This is a genomic window from Agrobacterium sp. 22-3639C2, assembly GCF_053522105.1.
In genome coordinates this window covers 68,447-87,393 of the sequence record NZ_JBNWDB010000003.1, presented here as the reverse complement: position 1 = coordinate 87,393, position 18,947 = coordinate 68,447, and the positions used below count along the sequence as shown (strand labels likewise).

At 59.3% G+C, this 18,947-nt stretch carries 24 protein-coding genes; 17 read left to right on the top strand and 7 right to left on the bottom strand.

Annotated features, from left to right (window positions below):
- The first annotated feature begins 37 nt into the window (after nucleotides 1–37).
- From ACQZ6D_RS13370 to ACQZ6D_RS13360, 3 genes are all read left to right on the top strand, one after another.
- Complete coding sequence (locus tag ACQZ6D_RS13370) at nucleotides 38–358, top strand: TraR/DksA family transcriptional regulator (protein WP_003512004.1); 321 nt, start codon at nucleotides 38–40, stop codon at nucleotides 356–358.
- 188 nt (nucleotides 359–546) lie between these two features.
- Nucleotides 547–1,215, top strand: coding sequence for a PAQR family membrane homeostasis protein TrhA (gene trhA / locus ACQZ6D_RS13365; RefSeq protein ID WP_065702643.1), 669 nt, complete (start codon nucleotides 547–549; stop codon nucleotides 1,213–1,215).
- Nucleotides 1,216–1,322: 107 nt separating this feature from the next.
- A complete protein-coding gene (locus ACQZ6D_RS13360) occupies nucleotides 1,323–1,820 on the top strand; it encodes a GNAT family N-acetyltransferase (RefSeq protein ID WP_003512007.1) in 498 nt (165 codons plus the stop codon).
- A gap of 20 nt (nucleotides 1,821–1,840) precedes the next feature.
- On the opposite strand, the gene ACQZ6D_RS13355 is transcribed toward ACQZ6D_RS13360, so the two are convergent.
- On the bottom strand, nucleotides 1,841–2,467 hold the full coding sequence (locus ACQZ6D_RS13355; protein ID WP_065702642.1) for a LysE family translocator: 627 nt from the start codon (nucleotides 2,465–2,467) through the stop codon (nucleotides 1,841–1,843).
- 115 nt (nucleotides 2,468–2,582) lie between these two features.
- On the bottom strand, nucleotides 2,583–2,990 hold the full coding sequence (gene msrB / locus ACQZ6D_RS13350; RefSeq protein WP_003512009.1) for a peptide-methionine (R)-S-oxide reductase MsrB: 408 nt from the start codon (nucleotides 2,988–2,990) through the stop codon (nucleotides 2,583–2,585).
- Nucleotides 2,991–3,195: 205 nt separating this feature from the next.
- Here msrB and ACQZ6D_RS13345 point away from each other — a divergent pair, with 205 nt between their 5' ends.
- The 10 genes from ACQZ6D_RS13345 to ACQZ6D_RS13300 all read left to right on the top strand — a co-directional run bounded on the left by ACQZ6D_RS13345 (nucleotide 3,196) and on the right by ACQZ6D_RS13300 (nucleotide 11,668).
- Nucleotides 3,196–5,565: a putative monovalent cation/H+ antiporter subunit A gene (locus ACQZ6D_RS13345; RefSeq protein WP_065702641.1), complete on the top strand. Its 2,370-nt coding sequence runs from the start codon at nucleotides 3,196–3,198 to the stop codon at nucleotides 5,563–5,565.
- Nucleotides 5,562–5,981, top strand: coding sequence for a Na(+)/H(+) antiporter subunit B (locus tag ACQZ6D_RS13340; RefSeq protein WP_003512013.1), 420 nt, complete (start codon nucleotides 5,562–5,564; stop codon nucleotides 5,979–5,981). The genes ACQZ6D_RS13345 and ACQZ6D_RS13340 overlap by 4 nt, the downstream gene beginning before the upstream one ends.
- Nucleotides 5,981–6,358 carry a Na+/H+ antiporter subunit C gene (locus ACQZ6D_RS13335; protein ID WP_003509263.1) on the top strand — a complete coding sequence of 126 codons (378 nt, stop codon included), beginning with the start codon at nucleotides 5,981–5,983 and terminating at the stop codon, nucleotides 6,356–6,358. The genes ACQZ6D_RS13340 and ACQZ6D_RS13335 overlap by 1 nt, the downstream gene beginning before the upstream one ends.
- A gap of 20 nt (nucleotides 6,359–6,378) precedes the next feature.
- Entirely contained in the window at nucleotides 6,379–7,956 is a 1,578-nt protein-coding gene (locus ACQZ6D_RS13330; RefSeq protein ID WP_003512023.1) for a Na+/H+ antiporter subunit D, read from the top strand.
- On the top strand, nucleotides 7,953–8,432 hold the full coding sequence (locus tag ACQZ6D_RS13325) for a Na+/H+ antiporter subunit E (RefSeq protein WP_013635705.1): 480 nt from the start codon (nucleotides 7,953–7,955) through the stop codon (nucleotides 8,430–8,432). The genes ACQZ6D_RS13330 and ACQZ6D_RS13325 overlap by 4 nt, the downstream gene beginning before the upstream one ends.
- Complete coding sequence (locus ACQZ6D_RS13320; RefSeq protein WP_065658150.1) at nucleotides 8,429–8,815, top strand: cation:proton antiporter; 387 nt, start codon at nucleotides 8,429–8,431, stop codon at nucleotides 8,813–8,815. The genes ACQZ6D_RS13325 and ACQZ6D_RS13320 overlap by 4 nt, the downstream gene beginning before the upstream one ends.
- Complete coding sequence (mnhG, locus tag ACQZ6D_RS13315) at nucleotides 8,812–9,144, top strand: monovalent cation/H(+) antiporter subunit G (protein WP_003512029.1); 333 nt, start codon at nucleotides 8,812–8,814, stop codon at nucleotides 9,142–9,144. The genes ACQZ6D_RS13320 and mnhG overlap by 4 nt, the downstream gene beginning before the upstream one ends.
- Nucleotides 9,145–9,575: 431 nt before the next feature.
- Nucleotides 9,576–10,004: a MucR family transcriptional regulator Ros gene (gene ros / locus ACQZ6D_RS13310; RefSeq protein WP_003512037.1), complete on the top strand. Its 429-nt coding sequence runs from the start codon at nucleotides 9,576–9,578 to the stop codon at nucleotides 10,002–10,004.
- A 391-nt stretch (nucleotides 10,005–10,395) separates the two neighbouring features.
- Nucleotides 10,396–10,818 carry a helix-turn-helix domain-containing protein gene (locus ACQZ6D_RS13305; protein ID WP_003512040.1) on the top strand — a complete coding sequence of 141 codons (423 nt, stop codon included), beginning with the start codon at nucleotides 10,396–10,398 and terminating at the stop codon, nucleotides 10,816–10,818.
- A complete protein-coding gene (locus tag ACQZ6D_RS13300; RefSeq protein ID WP_065704181.1) occupies nucleotides 10,811–11,668 on the top strand; it encodes a DUF6456 domain-containing protein in 858 nt (285 codons plus the stop codon). The genes ACQZ6D_RS13305 and ACQZ6D_RS13300 overlap by 8 nt, the downstream gene beginning before the upstream one ends.
- Before the next feature lie 4 nt (nucleotides 11,669–11,672).
- Here the strand turns inward: ACQZ6D_RS13300 and ACQZ6D_RS13295 are convergent, their stop codons facing one another.
- Nucleotides 11,673–12,089: a SufE family protein gene (locus ACQZ6D_RS13295; RefSeq protein WP_025592801.1), complete on the bottom strand. Its 417-nt coding sequence runs from the start codon at nucleotides 12,087–12,089 to the stop codon at nucleotides 11,673–11,675.
- Between the two features lie 193 nt (nucleotides 12,090–12,282).
- Entirely contained in the window at nucleotides 12,283–12,708 is a 426-nt protein-coding gene (locus ACQZ6D_RS13290; RefSeq protein ID WP_025592804.1) for a DUF5330 domain-containing protein, read from the bottom strand.
- Nucleotides 12,709–13,193: 485 nt separating this feature from the next.
- On the opposite strand from ACQZ6D_RS13290, the gene ACQZ6D_RS13285 reads away from it, so the two are divergent.
- From ACQZ6D_RS13285 to ACQZ6D_RS13275, 3 genes are all read left to right on the top strand, one after another.
- Nucleotides 13,194–14,723 carry a sensor histidine kinase gene (locus tag ACQZ6D_RS13285; protein WP_003512044.1) on the top strand — a complete coding sequence of 510 codons (1,530 nt, stop codon included), beginning with the start codon at nucleotides 13,194–13,196 and terminating at the stop codon, nucleotides 14,721–14,723.
- Nucleotides 14,695–15,618 (top strand): peptidoglycan-binding domain-containing protein, encoded by a 924-nt coding sequence (locus ACQZ6D_RS13280; protein ID WP_065704182.1) that lies wholly within the window; start codon nucleotides 14,695–14,697, stop codon nucleotides 15,616–15,618. Before ACQZ6D_RS13285 ends, ACQZ6D_RS13280 begins: the two co-directional genes overlap by 29 nt.
- A gap of 113 nt (nucleotides 15,619–15,731) precedes the next feature.
- Complete coding sequence (locus ACQZ6D_RS13275) at nucleotides 15,732–16,085, top strand: DUF1491 family protein (RefSeq protein WP_003512046.1); 354 nt, start codon at nucleotides 15,732–15,734, stop codon at nucleotides 16,083–16,085.
- Nucleotides 16,086–16,144: 59 nt separating this feature from the next.
- Here the strand turns inward: ACQZ6D_RS13275 and ACQZ6D_RS13270 are convergent, their stop codons facing one another.
- On the bottom strand, nucleotides 16,145–17,053 hold the full coding sequence (locus tag ACQZ6D_RS13270) for a DUF2336 domain-containing protein (RefSeq protein WP_003512047.1): 909 nt from the start codon (nucleotides 17,051–17,053) through the stop codon (nucleotides 16,145–16,147).
- Nucleotides 17,054–17,608: 555 nt separating this feature from the next.
- Here ACQZ6D_RS13270 and ACQZ6D_RS13265 point away from each other — a divergent pair.
- On the top strand, nucleotides 17,609–17,797 hold the full coding sequence (locus ACQZ6D_RS13265; RefSeq protein WP_013635714.1) for a hypothetical protein: 189 nt from the start codon (nucleotides 17,609–17,611) through the stop codon (nucleotides 17,795–17,797).
- Nucleotides 17,798–17,817: 20 nt separating this feature from the next.
- Here the strand turns inward: ACQZ6D_RS13265 and ACQZ6D_RS13260 are convergent, their stop codons facing one another.
- Entirely contained in the window at nucleotides 17,818–18,366 is a 549-nt protein-coding gene (locus ACQZ6D_RS13260; protein ID WP_013635715.1) for a DUF1254 domain-containing protein, read from the bottom strand.
- Nucleotides 18,359–18,946 carry a DUF1214 domain-containing protein gene (locus ACQZ6D_RS13255; protein WP_003512054.1) on the bottom strand — a complete coding sequence of 196 codons (588 nt, stop codon included), beginning with the start codon at nucleotides 18,944–18,946 and terminating at the stop codon, nucleotides 18,359–18,361. The genes ACQZ6D_RS13260 and ACQZ6D_RS13255 overlap by 8 nt, the downstream gene beginning before the upstream one ends.
- Between the last annotated feature and the right edge of the window lies 1 nt (nucleotide 18,947).

The window sequence follows — 18,947 nt, the reverse complement described above, 5'->3', positions numbered from 1 at the left end:
GGGCGATTTTCGCCCGCACCGGCTGGAGGAGAAGACCATGAATGTCGAAAGTTACGAGAAAATCCTGCGCGACCGCCAGCGCGAGCTTTACAGCCGCCTGCACAAAATCGAGGCGGATTTCGAAGAACCGCGCAACCCCGATGACGACGACCGCGCCGCTGAACGCAGCAATGACGAGGTGCTTGATGAAATAGGGCAGGTGGGCCAGGACGAGTTGCGCGCCATCGACGCCGCACTCGACCGCATCGCGAACGGTACCTACGGCACCTGCGTCAAATGCGGCAAGAAAATTTCGGAAGACCGCCTGAAAGCCGTGCCCTATACGCCGTTCTGCCAGGAATGCGCTGCGGCCTTGTGAGGGCGCTCCTTTTTCCCTCCTCATTCCTGTGACAAGCGCAGGAATGAGGGAAACGGCGAGGCCACCGCTCAACCTCTCCTTTCGCAACAGCCCGGAACGCAATTTGATCGCCGTTAACCGGCTGCTGTCTTGTTCCTGTCTAATATTGCCGTCATGCTTGGCCACAAGCAGGCAAACGGGAATGGACTATGAGTAACGTGTGGCGGTTTGGTCGCCAGTATGATTTTCACGAGATTGTCGCCGATGGTATCGTCCACGGCGTGGGTATCGTTTTTGCGCTGGTGGGCGCCACGGCGCTGATTTTTTACGCGACCGTCTGGGGCAGCCTCAGCGCCATCGCGGCCGCCTGGATTTACGGAATCGGCCTTGTCGCCTGCCTTTCCGTGTCCTTCACCTATAATATCTGGCCGCATTCCAACGTAAAATGGTTCCTGCGCCGGCTGGACCACTCGGCGATCTTCATCCTGATCGCCGCCACCTACACGCCGTTCCTGATGCGCGGTATCCACGAGCCGCTGATTGCCACCATGCTGGCGCTGATCTGGCTTGCCGCCATCTGTGGCATATTGCTCAAATGCCTGTTTCCCGGCCGTTACGACCGGGTCGCCATAGGCCTTTATCTCGCCATGGGCTGGAGCGGCATCATGGTGGTGCAGCCACTCTCGACGCATCTGGCCCCCGTCACGCTCTGGCTGATTGTCGCTGGCGGTGTCATCTATTCGCTCGGCGTGGTCTTCCATGTCTGGGAAAAGCTGCGATTCCAGAACGCCATCTGGCACGGTTTCGTCGTTGCCGCCGCCGTTGTCCACTATTTTGCCGTGGTCACTTCCTTCAGCCTCGTTCCCATGTCTTCCTGAGCTAGAGAGCACTGGACAGCCATCCGCGTCATCGCCTAATGCTCGCCTGAAGGTCGTGCCCCGGAACGTCGGGCGCGCGATGCAGACAAGAATGAGGGCGAACGATAATGAGTTTGGAACTGCGCGATGCCACCGTGGACGATCTTTCCGGCATCATGGAGATTTACAACGACGCGGTCCTGAACACGACGGCGATCTGGAACGAAGTGCTGGTCGATCTGGAAAACCGCAAGGAATGGTTTTCCGCCCGCAAGTCACGCGGCTTTCCTGTGATAGTCGCGATTCTTGACGGCAAGGTTGCCGGCTACGCTTCCTATGGCGACTGGCGCGCCTTCGACGGCTATCGCCACACCCGCGAACATTCGGTTTATGTCCACAAGGACGCGCGCGGCCACGGCATCGGCAAGCGGCTGATGCAGGCGCTCATCGACCACGCCTCCGGCAACGATGTGCATGTGCTGATCGCCGCGATCGAATCGGAAAACGCCGCCTCCATCCGCCTGCACGAAAGCCTCGGTTTCACCGTTGCCGGCCGGTTTTCGGAAGTGGGCACCAAGTTTGGCCGCTGGCTGGACCTGACCTGCATGGAGCTTAAACTGAACTAGTATGTGAGCCGGGATTTCTCTTAGGCAGGGCGCCGGGCGAAGGCCAGCATGACACCGAAAGCCATCATCATCGAGCCGCTGATCCGGTTGACGCGCTTCAGGGCGCGCGCATTGCGCATAAGACCGGACAGTCGCGAACCGACAAAGGCATAAACGGTGATCGCCACCACCTCGAGCAGCAGGAAAATTGTGCCGAGCGTGGCGAAGCTCTGCCAATAGGCGTCCTGCTGGATGAACTGCGGGAAAAAGGCCGTGAAGATCAGGATGGCCTTCGGATTGCCGGAGGCGACAAAAAACTCCTGCCGCAGATAGGTCTTGAGAATATTTCCGTTGCCCGAGGAGATATCGGGAGCGGTGACATCCGCCCTTGAGCGGATGAGCTTGAAGCCGATCCACAGCAGGTAGAGAACGCCGATCCATTTGATCAGCGAAAACATCATTTCGGAAGCCATCAAAAGTGCGCCGAGGCCCAAAGCGGCGATCGCGATCATGCCCGCAAACGCAACCAGCCGGCCGCTCGCGGCCATCATTGCCGTTGCCATGCCGTATCGCGCACCAACCGTCATCGACAGGAGATTGTTGGGCCCGAACGCCATGTTCAGGGCAAAGCAGGCGGGAATGAATATGAGGATGGTTTCGAGCGCCATGATGGTGATCCGGAAGGAGTGAGATCGCGATAATCTCACTCTCCGGTCCGGCTGTCGAGACGGTCATTTTCTTCGCAACAAGGCCGGCAGGCAGCCGGCCGTTACCCGTCTCTCATCAGATCGGTTCGAAGACCATCGAATGGCCGTTGATGCAATAACGCAGGCCGGTGGGCGGTGGGCCGTCCGGGAAGACGTGGCCGAGGTGGCCGCCGCAATTGGCGCAGCGGATTTCGGTGCGCACCATGCCAAGCGTCGCATCGCGATGTTCCGTCACCGCACCCGGTTTCACCGGTTCGAAATAGCTCGGCCAGCCGCAACCTGCATCGAATTTGGTATCGGAGAGGAACAGCGGTTCGTCGCAGGCGGCGCAGCGATAGAGGCCTTTCTGGAACGTGTCCCAGTAGGGACCGGTAAATGGGCGCTCGGTGCCGTGTTCACGCAGGATGCGATATTGCTCCGGCGTCAGCTGCTCGCGCCAGTCGGCATCGCTCTTGTTCACTTTCGGGGATGTCAGATCGCTCATGGAATGATCCTTTCTGTTCCTGCCAGAAATAGGCATCGGTGCTGCAGATTGAAAGAGGGCAGCTGTCATAACGAGTACGTTATGGGCAGGTATGAGAGTCGATTTGGGTTGAGATGGCGGTGTCTATGCCTTAACTGAAAAATACGATTTGAAAAGAACGCCATTCATGGGCGTACAGGGGTAGGGGAAGCCCTGGGAGATGTGAATGACATCAGATGTCACGCAGCTGACATTCCTGTCGCTGTTTTTGCCGTTTCTGGCAGCGCTTGCCGCACCGATGCTGGTGAAAAGATTAGGTCACAATGCCGTCTGGATATTGGCGATCGCGCCCGCGCTGGCTTTTGTCCACTTCGCACTGATGCTGCCGCAGGTGGCGGCTGGCGGCGTGGTCACGGGCGGTTACGTCTGGGTTCCAAGTTTCAACCTCAGCTTTTCGTGGTTCATCGACGGCCTGTCGCTGACCTTTGCACTTCTGATCACCGGTATTGGTCTGCTGATCGTGCTTTATGCCGGCGGTTACATGAAGGGGCATCCGCAGCAGGGCCGCTTCCTGTCTTTCCTGCTTCTGTTCATGGGCGCGATGCTGGGCGTCGTGGTTTCGGACAGCCTGTTGATGCTGTTCGTTTACTGGGAACTGACCTCGATAACCTCGTTCCTGCTGATCGGATTCGACCATGCGCGCCCGGCCGCACGCCGTGCCGCCTTACAGGCGCTGGTGGTAACGGGCGGCGGCGGTCTGCTGCTGCTCGCCGGGTTGATCTTCATCTGGGACATGAGCGGCATGACGCAATTGTCCATGCTGGTGCGTGGCGGCGATATATTACGCGACAGCCCGTTCTATCTGGCTGCGCTGCTGCTGGTTCTCGGCGGCGCGTTCACCAAATCGGCGCAGTTTCCGTTCCATTTCTGGCTTCCCAACGCGATGGAGGCACCAACGCCGGTTTCGGCCTATCTGCACTCGGCAACCATGGTGAAGGCCGGTGTCTATCTTCTGATGCGCCTCAACCCCGTTCTCGGCGATACCGCTGCCTGGCAGATCCTGCTGCCGTTCTTCGGCGGGTTGACCATGCTGACCGGCGCGCTGCTGGCCGTGCGCCAGACCGACCTGAAGCTGATGCTGGCCTATACCACCATGTCCTCGCTCGGTCTGCTGGTGATGCTGACCGGCTTCGGCTCGGACCACGCGATCGAGGCGGCTGTGCTTTATCTGGTGGCGCATTCGCTTTTCAAGGGCGCACTGTTCATGGTTGCCGGCATCATCGACCACGAGACCGGAACCCGCGATGTGACGAAGCTCGGCGGCTTGCGAAAGGCCATGCCGATCACCTTTGCGGCAGCGCTGGCAGCGGCCATCTCCATGGCCGGCCTGCCGCCCTTCTTCGGCTTTCTCGCCAAGGAAGAGATTTATTATGCGCTGGCGCATGGCAATCCGCGTGCCGTGCTGTTCACCGGCATCGCCATTCTCGGCAATGCGCTGATGTTTGCCGTCGCTTTTGCCGTGGCGCTGAAACCTTTCCTCGGCAAGCCCGTGAAAACCCCGAAACACGCGCATGAGGGACCACTGCTGCTGTGGCTCGGCCCGGCGCTGCTGGCGATAAAGGGGCTGACCATCGCTCTCTTCGCTGGCCTTTCGCATTTTTACATTTCGACGCCGATGGCAAGCGCGATCGCGGGTGAGGCGCGCCCGGTGGAAATCTCGCTCATTCCCCATATCGGCGTGCCGCTCGGCCTGTCGCTGCTGACCATCGCGCTCGGCATCGTCCTCTATATGCAGCTTTCCGCCGTTCGCGGCCTGATGGTGCGCACCTTCAAGGCGCTGGGTGCAGGGCCGGACAGGGGCTTCGATGTTTTCATCGAAACGCTGGTCAAAATCTCGTTCCATGTTGTCAGGCTTATCCAGCCCGGCAGGCTGGAATTTTACGTCACCGCCACTTTCGCCGTCATTGCCGTCGTGCTGCTTGCGCCGCTGTTTCTCTATGGCGAACTGCCGTCCATGCCGGCGTGGCCGCACGACATTAAAATCCATGAGCTGACCTTCATTGGCATCGCGGTTGCGGGCCTTGTCGCTGTGCTCACGGCGTCCAGCCGGCTTACGGCCATCATCGCGCTCGGCATTCAGGGGTTTGCGGTGGCGGTCATCTTCCTGCTGTTCGGCGCGCCCGATCTGTCGTTTACGCAATTCATGGTCGAAACCCTCTCCGTGGTCATTCTGACGCTGGTCATGACAAGGCTTCGCCTGTCGCCGTCAGACCACCGCGGCCCTGGCCAGAAGCTTCTGGACAGCACCATCGCCATTGCCTGCGGAACCGGCTTTGCCCTGTTCCTGATGCGGGCGACGGAAGCGTCGTTCGATAATCGCCTCACCGATTTCTACAACACCTATTCCAAGGTCATCGCCCACGGGGCGAATGTGGTGAATGTCATCATCGTCGATTTCCGCGGCACGGATACGCTGGGCGAGATTGCGGTGGTGATGATAACAGGCCTGGCCATTCTCGCGCTCATCCGCATCCGCCCGGCTGCTGCCATCAAGGGACCAGCAAAAATAGCGAAGAAGAAGGGAGCGCGGGCTTGAACACGCTTATCCTGCGCACCGTCGCCCCCGTGGTCACCAGCCTCATGGTGCTGTTTTCCATCTTTGTATTGCTGCGCGGCCATAACGAGCCGGGCGGCGGTTTCATCGGCGGGTTGATCGCGGTCTCGGCGCTGGCGATCTACGGCATCGCTTATGGTGTGGCCGCAGTCCGGCGCGCCATCGTGTACCATCCGCTGTCCATTGCCGGCGCGGGGCTGCTGTTGGCGATGTTGTCTGGTCTCGTCTCGATTGCAGCCGGCGTGCCCTTCATGACCGGGCTGTGGGTCTATCCGAGCCTGCTCGGTGTGGAAGTGCCACTCTCCACCGTCATGTCCTTCGATATCGGCGTTTATCTCGTCGTGGTCGGTGCCATCACCTCCATTGCGCTGGCTCTGGAAGAAAGGGATAGCGACTGATGGAAGCTGTTTTCTCCATTCTCGTCGGCATCTTCTTTTCGGTGGCGATCTATCTCATGCTCTCGCGTCACAGCATCCGCATGCTGCTCGGCATCGCCATTCTCGGCAACGCAGTCAACCTCCTGCTGTTCACGGCGGGAAGGCTGACGCGCGAAGTGCCGCCGATCATTCCGCCCGGCATGGACACGCTGCCGGCGGGTGCCGCCAATCCGCTGCCGCAGGCGCTTATCCTCACGGCAATCGTCATTTCCTTTTCCTTCTTCTGTTTCCTGCTGGTGCTGACCTGGCGCGCGTTCCAGGAATTGCAGACCGACGACACCGACGAAATGCGCACCGCAGAACCGGCAGGCGAGCCTTTGCCGCCGCTCGGTTATTGAGCGGGGCGGGGCACAGACACATGGCTTCATCCACCACTTCTGCAATATCAGATCTTTCCGCAGCGCTTGTCACGGCACCCGTGCCGCTATCCGACTGGCTGATCATCCTTCCTGTCGCGCTCTCAATAGGCGCAGGTGCGGTGCTGATGATGCTGCGCCACACCATGCGTCTGCATGCGCCCATTGCAATCACGGCACTTGTTCTGCTGGTACTGCTCGATGCTGCGCTTCTGTGGAAGGTCGTGACCCAAGGGCCGTTCACCATGGTCATGGGCCGCTGGCTGCCACCCTTCGGCATTGCCTTTACGGCTGATCTGACTGGCACGCTGCTGTCGCTCGCCGCCGCCATCGTAGCGCTGGCCGGTGCCATCCACGCCAGCGCCGATATCGACGCCAGCGGCAGGCGATACGGTTTTTATCCATTCCTGATGCTGTTGATGGCGGGTGTCACCGGTGCGTTCCTGACCGGCGACCTCTTCAACCTCTATGTCTGGTTCGAGGTGCTGCTGATCTCGTCCTTCGGCCTCATCGTGCTGGGCTCCACGCGCGAGCAGATCGATGGCGCGCTGAAATACGCCATCCTCAACCTCATCGGCACGACGCTGTTCCTGATCACGGTCGGTTATCTCTATGCCATCTTCGGCACGCTCAATATGGCCGATATCGCGCTGAAGGCGACGCAGCTGCGCGGCACAGCTCCGCTGATGACGCTTGCCAGCCTGTTTGCTCTCGCCTTCGCCATGAAGGCGGCGGCCTTTCCGGTGAATTTCTGGCTGCCCGCCTCCTATCACACGCCGCGCATCGTCGTTTCCGCCCTGTTCGGCGGCCTGCTTACCAAGGTCGGCATCTACGCGCTGCTGCGCGTCATGGTCATGCTGTTTCCGGTCGAGCGAGAGGAGCTGAGTATCGTCATCGCCATCTCTGCGGCGCTGACAATGGTGCTCGGCGCCATGGGTGCGCTCGCACAGAACGATATCCGCCGCATGCTCGGTTACATCGTCATATCGGGCATCGGTTACATGATGGCGGGCATCGCCATCGGCACGCCCTCCGGCGTTGCTGGCGCGATCTTTTACGCGCTGCACTCCATGGTGCTGATGACGGCGCTTTATCTCGCCGCCGGCCACGCCGCCCGCCTTGGCGGCAGTTTTACCCTGACTTCGCTCGGTGGCCTTTATCGGCAGGCGCCGTGGTTTTCGGGCCTCGCGCTCGCCTTGTTTTTCGCCGGTTCCGGCCTGCCGCCGTTTTCCGGCTTCTGGCCGAAGGTGGTTCTCGTCAAATCGGCGATCGATATCGGCGCCTGGTGGCTTGCCGCCGCCCTTCTCCTGTCCGGCTTCATCGCCACCATCGCCTTCGGGCGTGTCTTCCTCTTATGTTTCTGGCGCCCGGCAGTGGCCTCAACCGGCCAGGCGCCGTCGCTGCCTGCGTCGCCTCTGGCGGCCCCTTCTTTCGTCCCGCTGGTCGGGCTGACATTGCTGGTGGTATTCTTCGGTCTGTTTCCGGAAAGCCTGCTCAATCTCAGCCAGCAGGCGGCGGCGGGGCTTGGCAACCCCGAAGCCTATATCCAGTCGGTGTTTCCCGAAGGGAGCAGACCATGAGCCGCTACATCCTGTTACTGCTCTTCGTTGGCGTATGGCTCGCCGTAAGTGGCAGCGTCACGCCGGCGAACATTCTCTTCGGCCTCATCGTCTCGGCGCTGGCTCTGGGCCTTATCCGTCACCAGATCCCCAAGGGCGGCCGTCATCGACTGCGTCCGGTCCGCGTGCTGTCGCTGCTGCTGCTGTTCTTCAAGGAGCTGGCGCTGTCGGCCTGGAAGGTGGCGGTGATGGTGACGCGGCCGAAGCTCGATGTGCAGCCCGGTATCTTCGCCTATCCGCTCAGGCTGACGACGGATTTCGAGATCACGCTGCTTGCCAATCTCATCACGCTGACCCCCGGCACACTTTCGGTCGATGTTTCCGAGGATAAAACAACGCTCTACGTCCACGCGATCGATTGCAGCAATATCGAAGCCGCCAAGAATGACATCCGAAACGGCTTCGAAAAAAAGATCATGGAGGCGTTTCAGGGATGACGCCGGAACTCATAGTTTCATTTGCAACTGTACTTGCCACGGTTGTACTGTCCGCTGCCTTTTTGCTGACAGTATATCGCGTCGTCGTCGGTCCGACCTTGCCGGACCGAATCGTCGCGCTCGACATGCTGGTCGGTATCGCCATCGGCTTCATTGCGGTTATCGCCATCCGCACCGGCGTCGATCTTTATGTCGATATCGCCATTGCGCTCGGACTGGTGGGTTTTCTCGCAACGGTGGCTTTTGCCCGCTTCGTCCTGTCGCGCGGTGCAGATGGCAGGCGCAGGACAAAGGCTGTTCTCGACGGCGAGCGGGCATCGGAAGTTGTTGAAAAGCCTGACAAACAAGTATCCAGGCGTGGAAAAAGAAGGGGCGGTCGATGATGGGCTGGATCGTGGCTATTCTGGTTGCGGCACTGACGGTCTCAGGTGCCGCCTTCTCGCTGATTGCGGCAATCGGGCTTAATCGCCTGCCGGATGTCTACACCCGCATGCATGCGGCTTCCAAGGCGGGAACGGTGGGTTCGGGCCTGTTGCTGCTGGCTGTCGGCATTCATTCCACGGAAATATCGACGCTGGCACGGGCACTTGCCGGTTTCTTTTTCTTTGTTCTGACAGCACCGGTCTCCGCACATCTTCTTGCAATGGCTGCACACAAGGCAGGTTATCCACTTGCTGATAAATCGGTAGTTGATGACCTAAAGAAAATTTGAAGTTGAATTACCCCCTAATAATGGGGGGTCTTCGTTTTGCATTACTACTTGGCATAGTATTTTATTACCCGTGATTTTTTGTATTCCAATTAGACTGTTTTGAACTGAAAAAATCATAATAGGAATTTGACTTTTGCTGTTTTGATGCTATCCAAATTAAGTGTAAAATTGCTTATTGCGATTTGCATCTAGCCTCTTCATGGTCGGCATAGGCATTTTATTAATGTCTAATCTATGGTTGATCAGACCTTTGTTGGCCATGTCGCGGGCTACAAGTTGAATCTCGGATCAATTCGTTTCCGGTTTCGCTTGAAATCTAGGGGTAGATTTCACGTTGGTTTCAACAGGGCGAAGGAGGGGCACCGGGTAACTTCACATCGCTCGATGCGGCGTTCATCCGTGTCTGGAGATAAATAACAGGAGATACTTAAATGACGGAAACTGCATACGGTAACGCCCAGGATCTGCTGGTCGAACTGACGGCGGATATTGTGGCTGCCTATGTTAGCAACCACGTCGTTCCGGTAACTGAGCTTCCCGGCCTTATTTCGGATGTTCATACGGCACTCAGCGGAACATCGGCACCGGCATCGGTGGCGGTCAATGTTGAAAAGCAGAAGCCTGCTGTGTCGGTTCGCAAGTCGGTTCAGGACGATCATATCGTCTGTTTGGAATGTGGTGGCTCGTTCAAGTCGCTCAAACGCCACCTGACGACGCATCACAGCATGACGCCGGAAGAATATCGCGAAAAATGGGATCTGCCGGTCGATTATCCGATGGTTGCTCCCGCCTATGCCGAAGCCCGTTCGCGGCTCGCCAAGGAAATGGGTCTCGGTCAGCGCCGCAAGGCGAACCGTTGATTTTCTAAGACGGATTGTGTCGCGGCTGTATTTTCTCCCCGTCCGGGGAAAGATGGCCCGAAGCGCCGGATAAAGGGGACCTTGGCAGCATATTGCTGGCCTTGCCCCTTAACTCGCCGCCGTGACCTTTTCCCTTAGCAGGAGATGGCGGCAGGGCGCGCATGCCCGCTCCATACACAACTTGCACCATAGTGTTATGTCCAGCTGGTCCTTAGACCGGCTTTTTTATTGCCGCGCGCAATTTCGACAGAGGAAAAAAATCCTTGTCTAGGCGTCACCTTTATTCAAAAACAAAGCGAAATCAACTGCATGTTTTTCGACGCCAAATTTGCCCTTCCCCGCGTCCATCCTCAGGTGTATGAATTAATTCCTATTCGTAAAGGAGTTGCATATGCCTTCGGACATATCGTCTTTGCCTGCCCCCTTTCGGCCCTGTGTGCAGGTTGCCGATAGCAATTTCCGCCGTTTTCCGCCTGCTGCCGGGCGGGATGAGATTTCCCGGATTTGCCGGCTGGTCCGGCAACTGGCCGGGGAAATGGTGCAATTAACCGGCGATCGTGTGGCTGCGCGCCGGGACAGGCGGCGCACCGAATGCCATATCCGCCAGATCGCCATGTATGTGTGCCATGTGCAGCTCGGTATTCCCATGTCGGATATCGGCCCGTGTTTCGGCAGGGACAGAACGACAGTCGGCCATGCCTGCCAAGTGGTTGAGGATCGTCGCGACGAACCCGCCTTTGACGAGTTCGTCGCCACACTGGAGCGGCTTTCCGGCAGCATTTTCAACGTGATGAAAGGTGTTCGGGATGAGTGAGACAAAAAGCGCTCCATCGATACTTCCCGATACTGTCCTGTTGCGGCTCCTGCGCTGCATTGCTGCGGGCACGGCTGAGATATCGGAGGATCGCGGCGATATGGTATTGCAGCGACCGGAGGCCGGGAACGGCAGGAGAGGGCGTCCAGCGTTGCGGTTTCCGGCCGCCACGGTGCAGCTCGCCCTCTCTTCGGGGCTGATCGAAAGACGCGAAAACACACTCTCCGCCGCGCCGCCGCTCGCCTCCTATTTGAAGCGCGCTATAGCCAGGGATCGCGACGAGATTTTTCAGGAACAGCACTGGGATTTGCAGACGGTGGTTCTGGATGTCGGCAAGGACAGGCAGCCGGCCCGGCGCAACCTCAATAGCTCGCCACTGACAGGCCTTTCACGGCTGAAGGAAAAGGATGGCACGGCATTCTTCCCCAGCGACGCCTTGCAGGCGGGCGAACGCCTCGCCGCCGATTTTCACCGCGCGCAATTGAACCCGAAGGTGACGGCAACATGGGAGCCGAAAATTGCAAGCCGCACGAAGGGGGAGGCGGGTGGCAAGCTCGATCTTACCGATGCGGCGATTTCCGCACGGACGCGGTTTTCCCGTGCAGCAGATGCTATGGGGCCTGAACTTTCAGGTGTCGCCATCGATATCTGCTGCTTTGAAAAGGGGCTGGAGGCCGTAGAGCGCGAGCGGCAATGGCCGGCGCGTTCGGCAAAACTGCTGCTGCGGGCCGCTCTGCTATCGCTTGCCCGGCATTATGCGCCGCAAGCGCAACGCAGCAGAAGGACAAGCCACCATTGGGGCGACGAAGATTATCGCCCGCCGATGGCGCCAACGATGGCAACAGAATGAAGGCTCAGGCGGTCAGAAGTCTCGCTTCCTCGCGGATACGTTTGACCATGGAACGCAGGCCATTGGCGCGCTGCGAGGACAAATGTTCCACCAGCCCGATCTTGTCGAACACCTCAATGGCGTCGAGGCCGGCGATTTCGGAAGCTTTTTTACCGGAATAGACGGCAAGAACGATGGCGACGAGGCCGCGCACGATATGCGCATCGGAATCGCCCTCGAAGGTCATGAGAGGATCTTCCGCACCATCGCTGTGGCTGACGAGCCAGACCTGGCTTGCGCAGCCCTGCACCTTGTTCTCAGGCGTGCGCTTGTCTTCCGCAAGGTCGGGTAGCGCCTTGCCGAGTTCGATGACGTAACGATAGCGATCCTCCCAGTCGTCGAGGAAGGCGAAATCGTCAAGGATCGTATCGAGAGAGGCCATGTTGCGCGCCGTATCGTTCGTTATTGCCATGCTTTGCTACGATATAGGGCAAGTGCAGACGGTTTTGAACCATGCGGACCATGAAAAAGCCCACGGAAAACAGGTTTCCGTGGGCAAGTTTGGCAGGCAGTCACGCAGGCGGACATATCCGGCTGCAGAGAAGGGGCGGCGCGGCGTTAGGCGGCGCAAAATATCAGGGGGTGGGGCGCTTCTGCGGCAGGGGAATGATGGTGCCGGTCTTCAGCATGTCGGCATTCCCAGGGAATTCGACGCTGATCGCCGGTGCTGCGGCCAGTTTTTCGCTCTCGCTGGCGAGTTCGGCTGCGGGTGCCGTTTTATCACCGGATGCAAGCTGCGCGTCGAGCAATTCATAGGCGACCTTGGCGCCTTCCTTTGCCCGTTCACCGAGCGCGTGGAAGGTTTCGGCGCCCTTGACGCAGACGTCGGGTTTTTCGATGCAGATGGCGCTGACATAACGATAGGCCTCACCGGCTGCCGAAACGGCGCTGGGAATATCGAATGCCGAAGGTTCCTTGGTCGGATCGTTGCTGCTACCGAAATAGGACAGCGCGACCAGCACCAGCGAAAACCAGAATGTTCCTTTGATCAGAAACCACATTGTCAGACTACCCTGCCAGATGATCTTTGTTTTGAAGCCCCGCCCGTTTTGGGTCATCGGCCTTTGTCCCGTTTTTCGGGCTTGGAGAGAAGCTACAGGCGACCGGCGAACAGCCAATTGCAAAAAGCCGCGCAATTTAATTCAAATTGTATCTATTCTCCTCGCATCGGGACCGGCTCCAGCAATTCCGTCGCATTTTAACAGTCCATGTTAAGCATAATTGCGACAGATGCCGTCTGTTCCGGGCAAAAGTGGTCACCCGTGCCGCCACAAAGGTTAACGCGATGGCAAAAATAAAGCGAAATCCGTCGCTTACCCGTCATTAACCATGATTGGCAAAGCTTGGTTGAAATGCTCCGTAATGGGACTGCGGCGCATTTCGAGGCTGTTTGGTGCCGTTCTTTTTATCCATTCCTTAAGCCGCGGGCTTCTATTGTCGGAGCCGTTAGATCCGTCTCAGGGATTCAGGTTTGGTATTGCGTAATATGAGAAAAAAAGCGGTCGCATTGGTCGACCATGCCGCAGGCAGATGGCTTGCGCGTATGGAGGAGGACGCCGAAAGGCGCGCCGGCACCGTTGCGCGCCTGCGCCGCCTGTTTGCCTTCAGCGCCGTCGGCTTTCTGGTCGTTCCCGCCCTGTTCAGCCTCGTCTTCAGCCCCGCCATCGCGCTGCCCATCGGCGCCGCTCTGGTGCTGGCGCTGTATCTGGCCGCAGCCGCCCTGTTGATCGCCTTTTCGCGTCCTGCCCGTGGCGCAGCGTCCCTGTCCGCTCAAGCCGGCGACGATGACCTCGTTGCGGCATCGCAGGTGCCCGGCCTCGTACTCACCATCAATGAAAACGGCCTCGTCGAGCGCGTCTCCGGCCGCGACCTTGAAACGTTTCCAGCCGATCTTCAGGCCTGCAAGGGCCATGTCTTTGCCGAATATGTTTATGTTTCTGATCGCATCGAGCTGATGCAGGCTTTCGACCTTCTGCGGCAGGGCGAGGAAAAGTCCAGCGTGGAACTGCGGTTCGAAACCGGCGCGAAATCGCGCCAGGCGCAGTTCATCCACGCGCGTATGGAAATGACGGCGATCCGCAATGCGGCTGGCAGGCTACGCCGCGTCGTCGCCCAGCTCTCCGACGTTACCGAGATGGAGCTTCTGCGCCGCGATGTCGCCCGCAAGGCGGCGGAGGCGGAATCGGCCAACGACGCCAAGTCGCGGTTCCTCGCTGCCGTCAGCCACGAACTACGCACCCCGCTCAACGCCGTCCTCGGCTTTTCCGACATTCTGGCGGGCGAATATTTCGGCCGGCTGGAAAACGACCGCCAGCGGGAATATGTCGGCTTGATCCGCCAGTCCGGCGCGCATCTCCTGTCGGTGGTCAACACCATGCTGGATATGAGCAAGCTGGAAGCAGGCCGTTACGAGCTGATGATGGAAAGCTTCCCGATCGGCGAAACCATCTCGTCCTGCGAGGCCATGCTCGGCTTGCAGGCGAAGGAAAAAGGTCTGACATTGACCAGCCGCATCCAGCGCGGTATCGGCGAAATCTCCGCCGACCAGCGCGCCATCCGCCAGGTTCTCATCAATCTGGCCGGTAACGCCATCAAGTTCACCGATGCCGGCGGTGTAGTGTCGATCGATGCTGCGCGTGAAGGCAGGATGCTGAAACTGACGGTCAGCGATACCGGCATCGGCATCGCATCCGACAAGATTGAACTCCTGGGCCAGCCTTTCATGCAGGTCCAGAATGAATATACCCGTCGCTATGAGGGCACGGGTCTGGGATTGTCCCTGGTCAAGGGTCTGGTAGCACTGCATGGCGGCACTTTCGCCATCACCAGCCAGCCCGGCGCGGGGACGGTCGTAACGATCATGTTGCCTGCCGACGGTTCCGGCATGGCGGGTGGCGAAAACGCTGAAACCGAATGCATGGTGGAGTTTCCGCCGCGCATCAAACGGCTCGGCGAAATGGCCGCGATTATGAAGAAGGATGGTGACGATGGCCCCGCGAAAGCGAAAATCGCCTAAGAAAACAACGGCCCAGATTGGCGCCGGGATTGTTTCCTTGGTGGTTTCGGCCATCGGGCGCGAACTCCTGCGCCGTCCCAAACTGGTGGGCGGCTCAGGCGCCTTCGTGGTCGTTTTCGGTTTTGTCGCCGCCAACGCGCTCTGGTACCAGCCGGGCGTTCATCCGTCTCCTTTTCTGCGTACCCGCGATGCGGCAAACCCGAACGGGATTGCCGGCTATCGCGCGGCAGAGCCGCTCGGCACGCAGGGCCATGTCACGACCTTCCGCATAGAACGCCCGAGCGAAACCGAAACGGCGCAGCAACCGGCGGCCGCAACGGCGACGCCTGCGACATCGGTTGCGGCGGAAAACCAGAAGCCGCAGCAGATCGTTGCCGATATTCAGGCCGAACTTAAAAAACGCGGGCTTTACGAAGGCGAGGCGGACGGCAAGATGGGACCTCGCACGGCTGCCGCCATCATGTTCTTCGAAGAAACACTCGGCATGGAACAGACCGGCGAACCGACGACACGGGTGCTGGCGGCGCTCAGGATCGACGGCGCAACCGTCGCCGCAATTCCGAAGGATCGGCCTTCCGACGCCAACACCGGCGGCGGCGTTGAGATCGACCCGGTCGCGGCCGCAATCCGCAAGGCTGAAGCGCCTCATCCCAAGGCCGAACCGGTCTCATTGAACAGCGCTGCCGCCGCTTCAAAGCCGGTGAGCCGCGATCTGATTGCAAAGATCCAGCAGGGACTGATCAATATCGCCTATGCCGATGTGAAGGTGGACGGTGTGGCCGGCGAGCAGACCCGCAACGCCATCCGCCATTTCGAAAAACACTACCGCCTGCCGGAGACCGGTGAACCGAGCGAAGCCGTGCTGAAGAAGCTGAAATCGATCGGGGCGCTTTAGGGGACTGGGTCTCAACTCTCTCCATTCTTGTGACAAGCGCAGGAACGAGGAAAGAAGAGAGCGTAACAACACGGACAGGCAGCGGCCTGGCGCCTCCATCGAAAGCACCCCCAATGCGCCTCAAATCCGAAATCTTCGTATCAGCCCTTATCCGCCGCGTGTTTTCCGCTGGTGGCTTTGCCGCTGTCGAAAAGAAGGGTGCGGAAGAGGCCGGTGCGATCTTCATCCGCCAGCGCCTTCGTGATGGCCGCGAAAACCTCTACGGGCCTGCGCCGCAGAGTTTTGCCGAGGACGAGGAAGTCCGGGCCGAACGCCGTTTCGAGACGCGCCTTGCGGGTGTGGAGGGGGAGGAAAGTGCTGCTCTTCTCGAAAGGGAGCGGCGCTTCGACAGCGATCTATGGGTCGTCGAGATCGAAACGGACGAGATCGGCACTCTCCTGACGCTGGTGGACCAACCGAAGATTTAAAGCGTGCAGCAGCTTTGCGCCCGGAATTGCTCCGGGCGAGGGGGGGGCCGCCTTAACCCTCACGTCCCCGTTCTGTGAATGACAGGTGCGCTGTGGTTCGGTCGTTCGCGGCCGTGGGTGTAGCTGTCGGCGCGCCGCCAGCTTTCCACCCGCTCTTCGCATTCAATGATTTCGAGGCGGTCGAGCATGGCCTCGGCGCGGCTCATGTCGCCTTCGGCGGCGGCAAGATGCGGATAGAAGCATTGCAATATGAAGGCGGCTTCGGAAAATTCCATGCCGAGCCCGATCAGGGTGGTGGCGAGCTGCGTGCCTGATATGTCGAGCATGATGCGCTCCGACAGCCAGTAGCTGGACGACAGCGAATCCGCCAGCGTCACCGCAAACTGCCGCGCATCACGCTCGCGCGCGAACCGCACGAGCAGCGCTTCCTGCACGTCACTCAGGCGGCGCAGGCCAAGAACGTCGCTTTCCGGGCGGCTGAGCTGATGCGCCATCCGTTTGATGCGCTGGCGCATTTCCTCTTCCACGGCGGTGGATTTGATCTGGGCGTCTGCCGGCTGCGCAATGGCTGGCTCCGGCATGGCGGGAGGCGTCGCGTCATCGGGTCGCTTCAGGTCTTCCATGTGCCGCAGGCCGACTAGCGCGTCGATGACGGTCGGCGACAGGTCCTCGCGCCGCACGATGGCGCGGGCATGGGCGGCCCCTTGCGTGCGGGCAATGGTGATCAGCGTGTCGTCATCAAGGCACTTCGACGAAATCAGGAAGGGGGCGGCAATGGAAATCGGCTGGCAGGCGATGAAGAAGGCAACCGCCGAAGGCACGTTGGGATGCTGGGAAAGCGCTGCAATGGCTTCCCGCTTGGCCTCTTCGGTGGAAGCGTTGAAAAGCGGCATGAAAAGCTCGGCAAACTGCCGAAGGTCCGTTTTTGACGGATGGGGAACAGTCTCAAAATTCGTGACAGTGGCCATTAGCACCACATCTTTCTTCCTCACGGCTCTTGGCCTCTCAAGTTCTCGAAACCGGTCGGTCAACGCACTACCCAACAAAAACGCAAACACAATATCGGTTCAAATTAGAGCAAATCCGTTGACACCCTGTTAACTATGGGGGGTGGCAAGCGTTATTGTGCGTTTATCAACAAGGAAATTTTAAAACCTTCGTGACGGACAAAACGTCATGGAACCTTGCCGTCTCGCCTTTGTTTTCAACGGGTGCAGCTTTATGAAGGATAAGTTGGCGCCCGGCGATTAGGGTTAACGGATCATTAACCTCTGTCTGTTTCTAATTTCATGGGCAGTATTAGGATTCCATGTTATTCTGATTGATAGAATAATTTCGAAAATGGCATGCCGAAGCCTTGATATGCGCACGACACCTTGCAAAATCGCCATCGATTTTTGGGTCGTGCGAAAACCAGTCTGTGGGCTGGATTATGCGCAATGTGATGGTGATGAAATTCCCGACGCAAGACGAGGCTTGCGCGGTTCCCATGGGCAACATTGACTCCCGAAGAGGAGACGAGCATGGCAGTTATTATTCCAATCGCCGAGGCCCGACGAAGCCTGCGCCCGGCCGGAATGTCCGGCAAGGTTATGGGCCCGGCAAAGGTCGTGCTGTTTACCGGCGTGCGTTATGAAAAACGCGATACGGAACCGGCTGGCAAGGATGCGCGCAAGCGCAAGCCCGCACCGGAAACCGCCTTCAAATCCTGATTACGCTTGGTTGACCGGCGCTATTTCCACGGTGTCGGCTGGCATTTCGCCTCGTTCAGGAACCGTTCCGCTTCCTCCCCGAAGCTCGGCTGCGGCACCATGGTCCGCAACACCACATACCCTTCCGTCTGATCCGATTCCGCCAGAATGGCCTGTGAAAGCGATGGCGGCTGCGCCTTGCGAATGGCCGCGATCTGCACCGAATCCGCCACCAGAATATCCATCACCCCGCCTGCGGACGTGCGGTCGTTCATGCTGAACACCTCGTTCGACGCCTTGTCGTAAACCGCGACCGACCAGAAGGGCACCGCGCCGATGGCCGTCAGCCTGACGGGCTTTTCCTCGATATTGAAGGTGCAGACGGCAACTCGCATGAAGGGATCGCCGCTTCCCAGTGTCTTTTTCTCCGTCGTTTCTTCGAGAAGATGAAACTGATGCGGCTTACCTTCCGCCAAGGCGCGGGTATAGGCGTCGCGATTGCTGAAATGCGGTATCGCCAGAAGAATGACGACATGCAGCACGGCGGCGGCGACAAGGCCGGTGAGGATGGCGAGCAGGGTCCTAAGCATTGCCACACCCCAGCTTGCGGATTTGCGGCATGGCGATGTCGATAAGGCCGGAACTGCCGGCAACCGGCGTGTCGAGCAGCGTCATGACCAGCTTGAATGTCTGCCCCTGCGGCACGGCCAGCCAGTTATAGGTCTGGGCATCGGGTGCAATGGTGATGTCGATGCCGCCATCGGCACTGCGCAGCAGCGTGCGCGAATTGAGCGCAAAGGGTCGTCCGGCATCTTCCGCCAGAACATTGCCCTGCTGGTCGGCGGTATAGAGCGTCCAGAACCGCGAGGGCGGCACGGCGCCCGCCAGCTGGTAACGGCATTCGCCGGTCAGGCGCTGGCCGTCGCTGTCGACGGAGGCGGTGAAGGCCAGTCCCTCGGCCGTTCCATAAAGCAGCTTGCCGGCATCGGCGCGGTGCGACTTGGCGTAGGGATCGGCCTCGATCGTCTGCGCTTCCGGAAAGGCATCCCATGAGCCGATGCGGATCGAGCCGAAGCCGGATGTCGCCTCAAGTGCTGCCAGCGTCGCGGCAATGCCGCCGCCAAAGGCGATCAATAGGGCGATGCCGACAAGGAATGGAACTCGAAACACG